This is a genomic window from Amycolatopsis nivea (assembly GCF_004522235.1).
GTDB lineage: Bacteria > Actinomycetota > Actinomycetes > Mycobacteriales > Pseudonocardiaceae > Amycolatopsis > Amycolatopsis nivea.
In genome coordinates, this window is sequence record NZ_SDLT01000025.1 from 118,737 (window position 1) to 132,948 (window position 14,212).

The window sequence follows — 14,212 nt, forward strand, 5'->3', positions numbered from 1 at the left end:
AGCCGCGACCGGCGCCGGTCCGTCCTGTGGAGGGCGGCGGACCGGCGAGGTCCCCTCGTTCGTCGGGGGACGAGGGGGCCGCCGGGGCGGGTCGGCGCAGGGGGCCGGCCCGTTCCCGGTCCGGCGGGGACACTTGACTCTCACACCGTGTCAGAGCGTGTGCTGGGGAGGTCATGTTCACCATCGGAGAATTCGCCCGCCACGGCCGGGTTTCGGTTCGCATGCTGCGGCACTACGACGCGCTCGGCCTGCTCCGGCCCGCCGAGGTCGACCCGTGCACCGGCTACCGGCGCTACACCGCCGGGCAGCTGGCCGCGCTGAACCGGATCGTCGCGCTCAAGGAGCTCGGCTTCGGGCTCGGCGAGGTCGCCGCGCTGCTGGACGAGCAGATCCCGCTCGACCAGGTCCGCGGCATGCTGGCCCTGCGCCGGGCCGAGCTGGCCGAACGCGTCGCCGCCGACCGGCTCCGGCTGGCCGAGGTCGAGGCGAGACTCCGCACGCTGGAAAGCGAGCACGCCATGCCGGACACCGAAATCATCGTCAAAGACCTCCCCGCCGCGCGCGTCGTGCGGCTCACCGCGACCGTCGAAAGCTTCTCTCCCGAAGCGATCAGCCCGGTCCTGCGCCCGCTGTGCGCGGAACTCGGCCGCCGCCTCGAAGGATCCGACGCCGCCCCGGCCGGACCGTTGACCTGCTACTACGAAAAGCCCGCCGGCGAAGACGATCCCGTCGTCGTGCACGCGGCGCTCCCGGTGTCCGGGGCCGTCGCCCGGCCGAACGGCCTCGAGGCGGCCGAACTGCCCGCCGCCCGCGCCGCGACGCTGGTCCACCGAGGGCCGGCGAGCGGATTCCTCGCCGGCTACCAGCGGCTCGCCCGGTGGACCGACGAGCACGGGTTCCGCGCGCACGGCTTCCCCTGCGAGGTCTACCTCCACACTTCCGGCGACGAGAGCGAATGGGTCGTCGAACTGTGCGAGCCGTTCGTCGAGGAACCGCGCTGACCGGCCAAGACCCGACCTTCGACGGGTTGCGCCGCCGCTCGTTCCGGACGCGAATGGGTGGGGACGACCCGAGGAGGACGCAGGTGTTCTCGACAGGTCCCGGCACCCAGCCGGACCGGCTCGCCGACGCGCTGGCGGACGGGCCGTTCAGCCGTGCCCTGACCCTGGCCATCGACCGCAGCGGGCTCGGTCTCGACCGGCTGCGCGACCGGCTCGCCGCGGCGGGCGCGGCGGTCAGCACCACGACACTCAGCTATTGGCGGACCGGCCGCACCGTGCCTGCCCGCGCCCGTTCGCGCGTCGCCGTGCGGATTCTCGAGGGCGTGCTCGACCTGCCGCCTGGCTCGCTGACCGGGCTGATCGAACGCGACCCGGAACCGCCGCCGGTCCCGGTCGTGCGCTGGGAACGGCTGTGGGGACGCCGGAACGCCGTCCTGCGAGTGCTGAACTCGTTCGAGACGGCGTACCGGACGTCGCTGGTGGTCGTCAGCCTCCACGAGGCCGTGCACGTGGGCCCGGACCGGCGGCTGCACCGGCTGGAAGTGCGCGAGGTCGTCCGCGCGACCGAGGACGACACGCACATCCGGCTGGTCACCGCGCACGGCGTCGGCCCCGGCTGCCCGCCGCGGCTGGTGCGCACCCGCTACTGCTCGCCCGGGCGCACGGAAACCCTCGCCGAAGAAGGGTTCACCGTGTGCGAACTCGTCCTCGGCCGAGGGCTGGACCGGGGCGAAACCGCGATCGCCGAGTACGAGTTCGAGTTCACCGACGACCGCCCGGACTGGTCCTACGAACGCCGGTTCCGCAACGCCGTGCACGAGCACCTGCTCGAACTGCACTTCGCGCCCGGCTTCGAGCCGCGGGCCTGCCACGCCTACCGCCTCGACTCCCCCGCCGGGCCGGAGACGACCGTCGCCGAACTGCCGATCACCGAAGGCCTTCCCGCGCACGTCGTGTCGGCCGAGGTCACTCCGGGGATCCTCGGCCTGCGCTGGCAGTGGGACCCGCCATGATGGACCCATGGAATCGACGCGGATCGACCGCTGGCTCTGGGCGGTCCGGCTGACCAAGACGCGCGCCGACGCCGCGGCCGCCTGCCGCGGCGGGCACGTGCGCGTGAACGACCGCCCGGCGAAACCCGCGACCACGGTCGTGCCCGGCGACGAGGTCCGTGCCCGGATCGGGACGACGACCCGCGTGGTCGAGGTCGTGCAGGTGATCCAGAAACGGGTCGGCGCGGCCGTCGCGGCCACCTGTCTCATCGACCGCACCCCGAAGCCGCCGCCGGAGGCCGCGATCCCGGTCGCCCGCCGCGAGCGCGGCGCGGGCCGTCCGACGAAGCGGGAGCGCCGGGTGCTGGACGAGTTCCGCCGCCAGCAGGGCTGATCGCGCAAGGGCTCTCGGCCGGGCTCAGGTGCGTACCTTGTGCGCGTCCGAGATCCGGGCGTCCGCTGATGTGGCTGGCCTGATCAGGCGTCCGATTCCGCCTTCGCGCGCTTGCCCCAATGGATGTGCTGCTCCTCCCGCATCCGCTCGACCATGTCGGGATAGTGCAGTTCGAAAGCGGGCCGTTCGGAGCGGATCCGCGGCAGTTCGGTGAAATTGTGCCGCGGCGGCGGGCTCGACGTGGCCCATTCCAGGGAATTGCCGAAGCCCCACGGGTCGTCCACGTTGACCTTCTCGCCGTAGCGGTAGCTCTTCACCACGTTCCAGATGAACGGCAGCACCGAAGCGCCCAAAATGAACGCGCCGATCGTCGAAATGGTGTTCAGCACGGTGAACCCGTCGCTGCGGAGGTAGTCCGCGTACCGTCGCGGCATTCCTTCCGCGCCGAGCCAGTGCTGCACCAGGAACGTCGTGTGGAAGCCGATGAACGTGGTCCAGAAGTGCCATTTGGCGAGCGATTCGTCGAGCATCCGTCCGGTCATCTTCGGGAACCAGAAGTAGATCCCGGCGAACGTGGCGAACACGATCGTGCCGAACAGCACGTAGTGGAAGTGCGCGACGACGAAATAGGTGTCGGTGATGTGGAAGTCCAGCGCGGGCGCGGCCAGCAGCACCCCGGTCAGGCCGCCGAGCAGGAACGTGACGAGGAATCCGACCGACCACAGCATCGGCGATTCGAACGACAGCGTCCCCTTCCACATCGTGCCGATCCAGTTGAAGAACTTCAGCCCGGTCGGCACCGCGATCAGGAAGGTCATGATCGAGAAGAACGGCAGCAGCACCGCGCCGGTGGCGAACATGTGGTGCGCCCACACCGTCGCGGAAAGCCCGGTGATGCCGACCGTCGCGAACACCATCAGCCGGTAGCCGTAGAGCGGTTTCCGGCTGAACACCGGGATGATCTCGGTGACGATCCCGAAATACGGCAGCGCGACGATGTACACCTCGGGATGGCCGAAGAACCAGAACAGGTGCTGCCAGAGGATCGCCCCGCCGTTCGCCGGGTCGAAAACGTGCGCGCCGAGCCTTCGGTCCGCCTCCAGCGCGAACAGCGCGGCGGTGAGGATCGGGAACGCGATCAGCACGAGAATCGCGGTGAAGAAAATGTTCCAGGTGAAAAGCGGCATCCGGAACATCGTCATTCCCGGAGCCCGCAGGCACAGGATCGTGGTGGTCATGTTGACCGCGCCGAGAATGGTGCCCAGACCGGACACGATCAGGCCCATGATCCACAGGTCGCCGCCGACACCGGGACTGTGGACGGCGTCGGACAGCGGCGTGTAAGCGGTCCAGCCGAAGTCCGGAGCCCCGGCCGGCGTGAGGAACGCGCTCAGGACGATCAATCCGCCGAAAAGGTACAACCAGTAGGAAAACGCGTTCAATCGCGGAAACGCGACATCCGGAGAGCCGATCTGCAGCGGCAGCACGAAATTGGCGAAACCGAACACATTCGGCGTCGCGTACAGCAGCAGCATGATCGTGCCGTGCATGGTGAACAGCTGGTTGTACTGCTCCTGCGACAGGAATTGCAGTCCCGGCTGGGCCAGTTCGCCGCGCATCAGCAGCGCCATCGCGCCGCCGACCAGGAAGAACGCGAACGACGTGCCGAGGTAGAGCAGCCCGATCTGCTTGTGGTCGGTGGTGCGCAGGATGCCCAGCAGCACCGAGCCCTTCTTGCCCCGGCGCGGCGCGGCGGCGATCACCACTGGCCGGGGCTTCAGCTGTGTCATGACCGACCTCCCGCGCACCCGACGATCGCCGGGCAGCCCGCGGCCGCCCGGCCTCACCCGGGGCGGGTAACCGGCCGGGACCCGCGGCAAACCCCGGCTTGTGTCAGCTGTCCCGGTGATACGGCAACTGCCCGTTCGTCAGCGCCGCACCGAACACGACGGCCGCGCCGACCACCAGCAGCACCGCTCCGGCGGCGGGCGCGGACGCCCACCACACCACGCCCGACGCGGCCACCAGCCAGGCCCCGACGAGCGCCTCTTTCCGGGCCGGCGGCGTCGCCTTGCGCGCACGCAATCCCGCGCTGCCCAAAGCGAGCACGCCGATCGCGAGCACCGCCAGCACCGGCCAGTACACCCTCCTCACTCCCGGAACTCGCCGCTGTGCCTGCGATAGGCGACAGTCACCGAGATCACCGAGAAGATCGCCAGCAGCACGCCGACGATCAGCGAATTCGTGCGGATCGCGTCGCGGTGCCCGTCGACCGGGTAGCCGAACGCGAACGGCGCGGCGATGAGCCAGAACCCGATCGCGACGTTGACCAGTCCCAGCCAGCGCGCGCGTTCCGGCAGGCCGAACCGGACCAGCGCGACCGCCGCCACGGCGATCCCGCACGCGAGGCTGTTCCAGAACCCGGCCGTCGCGGACAGCGTGAACGAGTAGCTGTACGCGAACGCCGCGAACACCAGCCACGCCCCGGCCAGGAACTCGGCGGTCAGCGGCAGCCTGCTTTCCCGCAGCTTCCGGTCCCGCGGCGTGAACGCGGTGAGCGCCATGCTCATCTTCATCCGGTGGTCACCTCCTCGCCGGGGCTACTGCCCGGCCTTGATTCCCGGTTCGCCGTGATCGAACTGGATCGCCTGGTGCAACGGCACCGTCGTGGTCCGGGCGGAGCGCGGGACGCGCAGGCCCATCGGCAGGACCACCCGGTGGTGCGCCGCTTCGAGGACCATCGCGCTGCACGCGTACCAGGCCAGCACCGCGGACACGAGCAGGAAGTAGGCGGCGATGGTGCGCACGACGCCGACGTCGCCGATCAGGCCGATCGCCAGCAGCGTCGACGCGGCGGCGAGGACCGCGAGCAGCGCGCAGAGCACGAGGCTTTCCGCCAGCGCGGCGAGCGCGCCGGTCCAGGTGATCGCCGCGAGCCCGATGAACCAGAAGCCGATCGCGGCCGCCGCGACCGGGCTCGCCGCCGTCGACGGCAGCCCGCCGAGGCCGACGAACAGCTGGTAGACGCCGAAGCCGATCCAGAACGCGCCCCACGCCCCGTGGATCACCGTGGCGAGCGCGTCCCTGGCCCGGTAGGACCACATCCCGGCGAGGAACTGCGCGACGCCGCCGAAGGCGAACGCGAAGGGGGCGAGCAGCAGGGGCGTCGTCGTGCTGTCGCCGAACCAGCCGGCCATGTTGGCCGCCACCATGAACGTGGACACCGCGAACCCGGCGAGTCCCAGGATCGACGGTGCGGCCACCGGACTGAGATTGATGTGCGTGTGCTCGCGCCAGAAGGAATACTCCGCGCCGTCGCCGCCTGCCGGCATCGCGCGGTCGGCCATCTTCATTTCCCGGGTCATCCTCGGCTCCTTTCCGCGCCGACCACCCCTGTCCGCCGCGCGTACCCCGCCGCCGACCTGCGGAACCCTGCATTCGCTAGGCCGAACGGGTGAATTTCGCGCCCGGCCGGGCGACGAGCAGTGTCCATTTCGGACGCGACACTCCCCCGCGCGGACGGGATGCCCGGCGACCAGGGGTCCGATATGCCAGGGTGTGCGCATGGCGAGCGTCCGCGGTTATCTGTTGTCCTGGACCACTTTGCTGCCGTTGCTCGCCCTGGTCCTGCTGGCGCTCACCTGGGGTCGCACGCTGGGTCCGGTGCCGGTCGCACTGGTCGCGATCGCGCTGGCGGGCACGGTTCTCGCCGCGGTCCACCACGCCGAGGTCGTGGCGCACCGGGTCGGCGAACCGTACGGCTCGCTGGTGCTCGCGGTCGCGGTGACCGTGATCGAAGTCGCGCTGATCGTCACGATGATGGCTTCCGGCGGCGACAAGGCCGAAACCCTGGCGCGCGACACGGTGTTCGCCGCGGTGATGATCACCACCAACGGCATCGTCGGGCTGTCGCTTCTCGTGGGCGCGCGCCGGTACGGGGAAACGCGCTTCCACCCCGAAGGCAGCGGCGCGGCCCTGGCGACGGTCGGCACGCTGGCGACGCTGAGCCTCGTTCTGCCGACGTTCACCGCGAGCACCCCCGGACCGGCGTTTTCCGGGCCGCAGCTGGCTTTCGCGGCCGGTGCGTCCTTGGTTCTCTACGCCACTTTCGTGATGACGCAGACCGTCCGCCACCGCGATTTCTTCCTTCCCGTCGACCACGACGGCGAGACCCGCGAGGAGGAGCACGCGGAACCGCCGAGCGCCCAGAAGACCTTGGTAAGCCTCGTTCTGCTGCTGATCGCGCTGGTCACCGTGGTCGGCCTGGCGAAGGTCGAATCCCCGGCGATCGAAGCAGGCGTGCGCGCGGCCGGGCTGCCGCAGTCGTTCGTGGGCGTGGTGATCGCCCTGCTGATCCTGGCCCCGGAAACGCTCGCGGCGGTCCGCGCGGCACGGCGCGACCGGATGCAGATCAGCCTCAACCTCGCGTACGGCTCCGCGATCGCCAGCATCGGCCTGACGATTCCGGTCATCGCGCTCGCGTCGGTGTGGCTGAAGGGCCCGCTGCTGCTCGGTCTCGGCCCGACGCACATCGTGCTGCTGGCGCTCACGGTGGTGGTCAGTGTGCTGACGGTGGTGCCGGGGCGGGCTACGCGGCTTCAGGGCGGGGTGCATCTGGTGTTGCTGGCGGGATTCCTGGTGCTGGCGATGAATCCGTGACGGCGTGCTGGCGGAACGCTCCACAATGGAGCTTCTGCTGACCGTTTCGCGCGCGGTGGCAAGGGCCGTGAAGGACGCCTTGAGGGAATCCAAGTCCGTGAAGGAGCCCTCACGGACCTCGACGGGAGAAGGGCCGCCCGGCGATCCTGTCACGGCAAGCCCGCGAACGAGATTCCTGATTCGCTTATCGTTGCCGCGGCTGGCGACCTACCGCTGGTCGAGCCGCTTTTTCCGCCGCTTCCCGGGGCTCTTCGCGGGCCGCCGCCGCAGTCCGCGGGAGGAAAAGGCCGCCGGTTTTGTCGGTGCTTCTCCGTATCCTGGCCAGGTGAAGATCCAGCAGTCCCCAACCCCGTCCGCAGCGGCCGGTGAAGCCGCGCGCAGAGCTTTCCCCGGCAGCCTTCCGTCGGCCGGCGCCCGCTTCGTTCGCGCCGCCGACCTCGTGCCCGCCGCCTTCGCGAGCGCCCTCGCCTCGGTCAGCGAGGTGCGCCCATGAGCGGCGTCTCCTCCCCCGCCACGGAAGCACTGGAGCGCCCGCCCGCCAAGCCCGGGCTGCTGATCAGCGTGCTCGTGCTGTCGGCGTTCGTGATGATCCTCAACGAGACCATCCTGAGCGTCGCGCTGCGCGACCTCACCGTCGACCTGGCCGTCCCGACCACCACGATCCAGTGGCTCACCAGCGGCTTCCTGCTCACCATGGCGGTGGTGATCCCGACGACGGGGTTCCTGCTCGAACGGTTCACTCCGCGGCAGGTGTTCGTCTTCTCGCTCGCCTCGTTCAGCCTCGGCACGCTGCTGTGCGGCGTCGCGCCCGGTTTCGGCCTGCTGATGGCGGGCCGCGTCGTGCAGGCGTGCGGCACCGCGGTGATGATCCCGCTGCTGATGACCACCGTCATGCGGCTCGTGCCCGCCCAGCGCCGCGGCGCGACGATGGGCACGATCAGCATCGTCATCGCGGTCGCGCCCGCGATCGGCCCCACGATCGGCGGCGCGGTGCTGTCGTCGCTCGGCTGGCGGTGGATGTTCTTCATCGTGCTGCCGCTGTCGCTGGCCGCGCTGGTCGCGGGGATGCTGCAGCTGCGGATCGACAGCGAAACCCGCGCGGTCCCGCTCGACGTGCTCTCGGTTGTCCTGTCCGCCATCGGTTTCGGCGGAGTCCTGTACGGCCTGTCGTCCGCGGGCGAATCCGCCGAGACCGCGCTGGTGCCGCCGTGGCTGCCGATCGTCGTCGGCGTGGTTTCGCTGGCAGTGTTCGGCTGGCGGCAGCTTCGCCTGCAGCAGCGCGACCGCGCCCTGCTCGACCTGCGGCCGTTCACCCACCGCAGTTTCGTCGTCGCGCTGGGGCTCAGCGCGTTGCTGTTCATGTGCCTGATCGGCGCGGGCGCGATCCTGCTGCCGCTGTACCTGCAGACCGTCCTGCACAAGTCCACCTTCGTCAGCGGCCTGGCCGTCCTGCCCGGAGGTCTGGTGCTGGGCCTGCTCGGCCGTCCGGTCGGCGCCCTGTTCGACCGGGTCGGCGCGCGCCCGCTGGTCCTGCCCGGCGCGCTCGCGATGGCGGTCTCGCTGTGGCTGTTCTCGTTGCTGGGCCCGGGTTCGCCGCTGATCGCGGTGATCGGCATCCACATCGTCCTGATGGCCGGTCTCGGCCTGATGATGACGCCGCTGATGACCGAATCGCTGGCAGCGCTGCCCGACCACCTCTACTCGCACGGCAGCGCGATCCTCTCGACGCTCCAACAGGTCGCCGGCGCGCTGGGCACCGCCGTGTTCATCAGCGTCGCGACCCTGAGCAGCGCCGAACACGCAGCAGTAAGCCCCGACGCCGACGGCCTGCACATGGCGTTCCTCGTCGCCGGCTGCATCGGAGTGGCCGCGGTGATCGGAGCCTGGTTCGTCCGGTCGCCCCGCCCGGAACAACCGGAGGAGGCCTGATCCCGTGGACTCAGAGCGGCTCGACACCGTAGCCCGCACCTACACCGCGCCGATGACCAGCATCCGCGGCCGACGCGTCCACCGCCTGATCACGCGCCGGCTGGCAGGCTATGAGCACGTCCTGCCAGCCACCACCGCCGACGGCACCCCGGCGCTGCTGGCCCTCTCGGCCGACGGCCGAACCGCCTTCTGCCACAGCGACGGCCGCGGCCAGTCCGCAGACGTCGTCACCTGCGGCCCGACACCCGGGGTCACCGTGACGTCCGCACACGACCTCACGAAGGACTCGCTGCCGGTGCTGAGCTGGACCGTCCGGCACCCGGGCCTGTTGGAGGTCGCAGGCCCGCTGACGATCGTCCCCGGCGAGGCGGAGCAGGAGGAGGTCGAGGCAGCCCTGCGTCCTCGATGACCGGGCCGTTTCAGAACGAGCGGCTCGGGGCCTGCGCTGACGACCGCTGTCCGGTCGTTGGCTAGGCCTCGAACTGCTCGGTTCGGACGCGGATGCTGGGCCGCGGCGAAATCGCGACCTAGCGCGCTGAGGTCAGCGCCCGCTGTCCACGAGGCAGCCACACGCAGGTCCGCAGCGATGGCTGCGGCCTTGTGCCCGCAACCCGTAGAGCGTCCGCGAAGCCCCGATCAGCCTCGCGCTCGCCACGATCGGACCGGCGCCGTCGCCGAGCACCTGGGCAATCGTCGGACACCAGCCCATCGCCTCGCCAGGCCGCGCCGCCGTTCGGCTGGGCAGGCGTCCCCGGTCTCACCGGCCGAACCCACCCCCACCACACCGCGCCGCCATCCAGCCGGGCAGGGGTCCCGGTCTCACCGACCGAACGCACGCTCCCACCGTTCGACGTCCCGCACCCTGCCATCCGGCGCGGACCAGCAGGCCTGGAGCAGGTCGTAACCGTCGTGGACCAGGGCCGCGTGGGCGGGCCAGCGCTCGGCGGCCCAGCCAGGCTCGTTGTGCACCGAATCCACCCCGGCCCGGGTCGCGCCTTCCAGCTCGAACTGGAGGTCCCGGCGCGCAGCCGCCCGCGGAACCGGCGCACCGGCCAGCACCGCCCGCGCGGCGGCGCGCACTCGAGACCCGGTCCAGTCCAACGTCTTCCGGTGCGCACGCGGCACCACCGCATACTGCACGGCCACGGCCACCACGACCCCGATCGCCGTCTGCGCGAAACGGTCCGCCACCGCGGGCCACACCGGCCCCGGCTGGCTCGCCACCCCGGCAGCCAGCAGGGCGAGCGGCGTGATGACGACTGTCGCCACCGCGTAATTCCGCGGCACCACCAGCTCCACGCAGAACTGCAACACCGCCAGAATCAAAATCAGCACCACCCCGGACGGCGCGACCATCATCATCAGCCCGAACAGCACGAGCCCAGCCGCGGTCCCGACAAACCGGTGCAGCGCACGGACATTCGCCCGCCGCCGGTCCAACCCCTGCTGCAGCACCACCAACGCACTCAGCACCGCCCAGTGCGGCCGTCCAAACCCGACTGCCACCGCCAGTTCCCCAGCGACCACGCAACCGGCACCGACGCGCAACGCCGTCAACGCGGCATGCGACCGCAACGGAACCGCCCGCCGCAGCCGGTACCCGAGATTCGGTCGCGGCAACGGCAGCTTCCCCGGCGGCAGTTCGACGGACTCGCCCGGCGAAGCGTCCGCGAACCGCCGATGGGCAGCAAGCAACGTCGTCACCAGGTCCGGTTGCGTGCCCCGGCGCGGATGTCCCGCGTCATGCAGCGAAGTCCACGCCGCGGACACTGCGGCACCGGCAGCGTGCCGAGCCTCCGCCGTCTTCCTCTCAGCCGAAATGAACGCGTCGACAGCCCGCACCGCACGCTCGACAGCCGTCCGCTCCGGTTTGGTCCGGTCGACCAGCACCCCGGCCATCGACACCACAACCGACGATCCGACCCCCGCCGCAGCGCACCCCAGCACCACCCACGGCCGGGCCCCAGCTTCGACCGCCGCCTGCGCACCCGCGCACACGAGCGCAAAGAACAATGGCCCCGGAGGTCCAAGCCGCAACGCGTCGACGACGTAGGTCGCCAGCACCGCGACCACGGAGACCACCAGCACCGACACCGGCCCCGGCGGCACCACGGTCCCCACCGAAGCACCCAACGCAGCCGCCGCGAGCAACCCGGCGCCAGCAGTAGCCACGACACCCGCCCGAACCCGGTACGGCCGCCCTTCGCCGTACAAGACCGCGAACGTCCCCAGCGTGACAAACAACGCCGAGGCCGAGGCCCCCGCCAACACCAGCGCGTTCCCCGGAACGGCCACCGCCGCCGCTGCCCGCAACCCCGCCGACCACCTCCGCCCGACCGGCGGCAAGGCGAACATCAGCGCCCGAAAACCCGCCACGCGAGGCAACTGCTCAACCGGCTCGGGCGATCCCATCCGCCCATCCCAACACGCCGCCACCCACCCCGAAAGCCCGGCCACGGCTGGCAGAGACCGCGAGCACACTCCCGGCGCCGGGTTCGCTCCGGGATCGAAACGCCTGGCCTGCGGACGGAGAGACACTGCCCGGCCCACCGGACGCGGCTGTGCCCTGCCTCGCCGCTCACCCCCCAGCCCTCGGGCTCTGCTCACGAACCCCGCGGGCAGAGGACGACCGCCAGCCCGGCGAACACAGCCGTCACTCCAACCCACCGCGACACCCAGCCCTCAAGCTCCGCTGGCTAACCCCTGCGAGCAGAAGACAACCACCAGCCCCGCGAACACAGCCGTCACGCCAACCCGCCGCACCCCCCACTAATCCGGCGGACAGAAAACCACGGCCAACCCCGCCGAACGCGGCCCGTCGCTCGTGCACCACGCCAGCCCTCGTGCATCGCAGCAGCGAGCTCTCGTCTCGCGACGATCGAGCCGCTGCCCGCCGAGCGGCGGCCACTTCTTACTCTCTCCGACCGATGCCCCGGCCCGCGAACCAGACCGGGAACCGTCGTGCACGCCCCCGCCCAGGCTTGAACTCGACAAACCCGGCGCACCGACCTCAGCCCAGCCGCCCCGGAGAAGCCAGCGCCCTCCGTCGCTCACCGGAACTCTGCCCGCGCAGCCGCCTCCCCCACCGTCACCGGGTCGAGATCCGGGTGGGTCGCCTCGGCCCGTTCCCACTGCGCCGCAGCCACATCCGCAATCCCCTGCGCCGCAGCGGCATTTCCCAGCCCCAGGCGAGCCCGCGCCGCCTCGTGGGTGCTGCCGCAGGTCTCCGCGCGGGTGGCCGCTTCCCGGTACGCCGACTCAGCACCCGGATGATCCCCGGCGCGGAATCGTGCCCAGCCAAGGCAGTTCAGGCCCATCACGACGTCCAGTTCCAGTCCCAGTTCCTCAAAAACCGCCACCGTTTCCTCGACCAGGCGGGCGGCTTCGGCAGGCCGTCCCAGGGCCGTCAGGACCAGGGCGACACCTCGCGTCGTGATGGCGCCGCTGCGTCGGTTGCCGGTCAGGTCGTAGAAATCGGCGGCGGAGCGCAGGTCCCGCAGGGCTTGTTCGTGGTTGCCCCGATAGTGCTCGGCCCACGCGGCATGTGCCAGAGCGGTCGCTTCGCCGTGGCGGTCGCCGATTTCCCGGTACTCCCGCAGGGCCTGGCGATAGCACCGGGACGCCTCGTCCAGATCGCCGCGGTCGACGTACGCGATTCCCAGGTTCGCGGTGGTCGTCGCGGCGGCCCAACGGTTGCCGACAGCTTCGGCGGCGGCGCGGGCCCAGCGGTGCGTCGCGATCCACGGGTCCCACAGTTTGGTCAGGTAGAAGAAGCCCCGCAGGAAGAACGCCAGCTGCCAGCATCGCTCGGACTCCCCGGTCCGGCGGCAGAGTGCGACCAGGTTCGGCCATTCGGCGCGGAACCACGCGATCGCGCTGTCCTGATCCGGGAATTCCACCTCGGGCAGCCCGGGCGGGTAGGTCACCTCCGGGCGGTACCGTGGGCCGCTCAGCGCTCGGTCGGCGCGTTCCGCGGTCGCGACCGAGAAATCGGCCAAGCGGCGGAGCGCATCCTCGCCGGGCACGTCGGAGGCGGCGAAAACCCTTACCAGGTCGTGGAAACCGTACCGGCCCAGTTCCGGCTGGGTGAGCAGGTACGCCTGGTGCAGGCGGTCCAGCAGACGCTCAGCCGCCACCGCGTCCAGGGAACCGAGCGCTTGCGCCGCGGTGACGTCGAAGTCGACGCCGGGGTGCAGGGCCAGCAACCCGAACAGCCGCGCTTCCGGCTGCTCCAATTGGCGGACTGACAACCGGAAGGCGGCGGCGAGGCTTCGTTCGCCGTCGTCGAGCTCGCCCAGGCGGCGGGTTTCGTCGGCCAGGCGGCGTTCCAACTCCGCGACATCCCATGCTGGGTGGGCGCGCAGGCGGGCGGCGGCGATCCGGATCGCCAGCGGAAGGCGGCCGCAGCGGTCTGCGATGCGCAGGGCAGCATCCGGGGGCGCCCCGGTCAGAGTGGCGACCAGGGCGGCGGCGGAAGCGGACGGGAGGACGCCCAGCGAGACGTGCTCGGCTTCGTCCAATGCGGGCAGGCGGCTGCGGCTGGTGATCACGACCCGGCATTTCGGTTCCGCGGGCAGCAGTGGGCGCACTTGCCCGGTGCTGCCCGCGTTGTCCAGCACCAGCAGGAAACTCCGGCCGCGCAGGCAAGTCCGGAAGAGCGCGGCACGGTCGTCGGGATCGGCCGGGATCCGGTCGGCGGGCACCTCGAGGATCCGCAGCAGGCGGTCGTGCGCGTCGGCGGGCGTGACCGGTTCGTCGGAGGTGCCGCGGAGATCGAGAAAGAGGCTGCCGTCGGCGAAGGACGCCTCCAGCCGGTACGCGCACCGCACCGCCAGTGCGGTCTTGCCGGCCCCGCCCATGCCGGAAATGACGCAGACTCCGCCGTCGGACTCGAGAATCTCGCGCACGGCCTGGGATTCGGCATCGCGGCCGGTGAAGTCCGCGGTTACCGGAGGGAGGCCGGACGGGCGGACGTCCGGCCGGGTCCGGCGTTTTCCGGTTTCCGCGGGAACCAGTGCGGTAAGGGCTCCTGGAGTGCCGAATTCGGATTCACACAATGCCGCGAGTGTGGAATTCGGGGCGGCGAGGCCGGTTTCGACCTTGCTCAGGTACCCCTTGCTGTAATGCACCCGTCCGGCCAGTTCGGCGAGCGACAGCCCGGCCGAGGTGCGCAGCCGCCGCAGTTCCGCCCCGAACGTCGCGCGCGCTGTCATCCGCCCCCACCTTCTTCTCGCTCC

At 70.9% G+C, this 14,212-nt stretch carries 13 protein-coding genes; 7 read left to right on the forward strand and 6 right to left on the reverse strand.

Annotation, left to right across the window (positions count from 1 at the left end):
- Positions 1-173: 173 nt before the first annotated feature.
- The 3 genes from EIZ44_RS26980 to EIZ44_RS26990 all read left to right on the forward strand — a co-directional run bounded on the left by EIZ44_RS26980 (position 174) and on the right by EIZ44_RS26990 (position 2,387).
- Positions 174-1,001: a MerR family transcriptional regulator gene (locus tag EIZ44_RS26980; RefSeq protein ID WP_037819529.1), complete on the forward strand. Its 828-nt coding sequence runs from the start codon at positions 174-176 to the stop codon at positions 999-1,001.
- A gap of 83 nt (positions 1,002-1,084) precedes the next feature.
- Positions 1,085-2,014: a hypothetical protein gene (locus EIZ44_RS26985; RefSeq protein WP_037819528.1), complete on the forward strand. Its 930-nt coding sequence runs from the start codon at positions 1,085-1,087 to the stop codon at positions 2,012-2,014.
- A gap of 7 nt (positions 2,015-2,021) precedes the next feature.
- A complete protein-coding gene (locus EIZ44_RS26990; protein WP_199818137.1) occupies positions 2,022-2,387 on the forward strand; it encodes an RNA-binding S4 domain-containing protein in 366 nt (121 codons plus the stop codon).
- Between the two features lie 83 nt (positions 2,388-2,470).
- Here EIZ44_RS26990 and ctaD read toward each other — a convergent pair whose 3' ends face one another.
- The 4 genes from ctaD to EIZ44_RS27010 form a co-directional block, all read right to left on the reverse strand.
- Positions 2,471-4,177: an aa3-type cytochrome oxidase subunit I gene (ctaD, locus tag EIZ44_RS26995; protein ID WP_043833386.1), complete on the reverse strand. Its 1,707-nt coding sequence runs from the start codon at positions 4,175-4,177 to the stop codon at positions 2,471-2,473.
- A gap of 103 nt (positions 4,178-4,280) precedes the next feature.
- On the reverse strand, positions 4,281-4,532 hold the full coding sequence (locus tag EIZ44_RS27000; RefSeq protein WP_037819525.1) for a hypothetical protein: 252 nt from the start codon (positions 4,530-4,532) through the stop codon (positions 4,281-4,283).
- Between the two features lie 5 nt (positions 4,533-4,537).
- Complete coding sequence (locus tag EIZ44_RS27005; RefSeq protein WP_051172342.1) at positions 4,538-4,963, reverse strand: SPW repeat domain-containing protein; 426 nt, start codon at positions 4,961-4,963, stop codon at positions 4,538-4,540.
- Between the two features lie 24 nt (positions 4,964-4,987).
- Positions 4,988-5,752: an acetate uptake transporter family protein gene (locus EIZ44_RS27010; protein ID WP_205670122.1), complete on the reverse strand. Its 765-nt coding sequence runs from the start codon at positions 5,750-5,752 to the stop codon at positions 4,988-4,990.
- Between the two features lie 199 nt (positions 5,753-5,951).
- On the opposite strand from EIZ44_RS27010, the gene EIZ44_RS27015 reads away from it, so the two are divergent.
- The 4 genes from EIZ44_RS27015 to EIZ44_RS27030 are packed head-to-tail and all read left to right on the forward strand — an operon-like array spanning position 5,952 to position 9,384.
- The gene (locus tag EIZ44_RS27015; RefSeq protein WP_037819523.1) at positions 5,952-7,046 is read left to right on the forward strand and encodes a calcium:cation antiporter; all 1,095 of its coding nucleotides are present in this window, start codon (positions 5,952-5,954) and stop codon (positions 7,044-7,046) included.
- A gap of 25 nt (positions 7,047-7,071) precedes the next feature.
- Complete coding sequence (locus EIZ44_RS27020; RefSeq protein ID WP_134731955.1) at positions 7,072-7,539, forward strand: hypothetical protein; 468 nt, start codon at positions 7,072-7,074, stop codon at positions 7,537-7,539.
- Positions 7,536-8,975 carry an MDR family MFS transporter gene (locus EIZ44_RS27025; protein WP_037819519.1) on the forward strand — a complete coding sequence of 480 codons (1,440 nt, stop codon included), beginning with the start codon at positions 7,536-7,538 and terminating at the stop codon, positions 8,973-8,975. Before EIZ44_RS27020 ends, EIZ44_RS27025 begins: the two co-directional genes overlap by 4 nt.
- A 4-nt stretch (positions 8,976-8,979) precedes the next feature.
- The gene (locus EIZ44_RS27030) at positions 8,980-9,384 is read left to right on the forward strand and encodes a hypothetical protein (protein WP_134731957.1); all 405 of its coding nucleotides are present in this window, start codon (positions 8,980-8,982) and stop codon (positions 9,382-9,384) included.
- Between the two features lie 410 nt (positions 9,385-9,794).
- On the opposite strand, the gene EIZ44_RS27035 is transcribed toward EIZ44_RS27030, so the two are convergent.
- Together EIZ44_RS27035 and EIZ44_RS27040 are read right to left on the reverse strand one after the other, a co-directional pair.
- Positions 9,795-11,387 carry an FUSC family protein gene (locus tag EIZ44_RS27035; RefSeq protein WP_134731959.1) on the reverse strand — a complete coding sequence of 531 codons (1,593 nt, stop codon included), beginning with the start codon at positions 11,385-11,387 and terminating at the stop codon, positions 9,795-9,797.
- A gap of 638 nt (positions 11,388-12,025) precedes the next feature.
- Positions 12,026-14,188, reverse strand: a complete 2,163-nt coding sequence (locus tag EIZ44_RS27040) for an ATP-binding protein (RefSeq protein WP_205673317.1) — start codon at positions 14,186-14,188, stop codon at positions 12,026-12,028.
- Positions 14,189-14,212: the final 24 nt, after the last annotated feature.

What these genes read in the sequence shown, in the direction of transcription:
- EIZ44_RS26990 (WP_199818137.1), top strand. Translation starts at nt 2,022, where the DNA reads ATGGAATCGACGCGGATCGACCGCTGGCTCTGGGCGGTCCGGCTGACC.
- EIZ44_RS27015 (WP_037819523.1), top strand. Translation starts at nt 5,952, where the DNA reads ATGGCGAGCGTCCGCGGTTATCTGTTGTCCTGGACCACTTTGCTGCCG.
- EIZ44_RS27020 (WP_134731955.1), top strand. Translation starts at nt 7,072, where the DNA reads ATGGAGCTTCTGCTGACCGTTTCGCGCGCGGTGGCAAGGGCCGTGAAG.
- EIZ44_RS27005 (WP_051172342.1), bottom strand. Translation starts at nt 4,963, where the DNA reads ATGAAGATGAGCATGGCGCTCACCGCGTTCACGCCGCGGGACCGGAAG.
- EIZ44_RS27035 (WP_134731959.1), bottom strand. Translation starts at nt 11,387, where the DNA reads ATGGGATCGCCCGAGCCGGTTGAGCAGTTGCCTCGCGTGGCGGGTTTT.
- ctaD (WP_043833386.1), bottom strand. Translation starts at nt 4,177, where the DNA reads ATGACACAGCTGAAGCCCCGGCCAGTGGTGATCGCCGCCGCGCCGCGC.
- EIZ44_RS27010 (WP_205670122.1), bottom strand. Translation starts at nt 5,752, where the DNA reads ATGACCCGGGAAATGAAGATGGCCGACCGCGCGATGCCGGCAGGCGGC.
- EIZ44_RS27025 (WP_037819519.1), top strand. Translation starts at nt 7,536, where the DNA reads ATGAGCGGCGTCTCCTCCCCCGCCACGGAAGCACTGGAGCGCCCGCCC.
- EIZ44_RS27040 (WP_205673317.1), bottom strand. Translation starts at nt 14,188, where the DNA reads ATGACAGCGCGCGCGACGTTCGGGGCGGAACTGCGGCGGCTGCGCACC.
- EIZ44_RS26980 (WP_037819529.1), top strand. Translation starts at nt 174, where the DNA reads ATGTTCACCATCGGAGAATTCGCCCGCCACGGCCGGGTTTCGGTTCGC.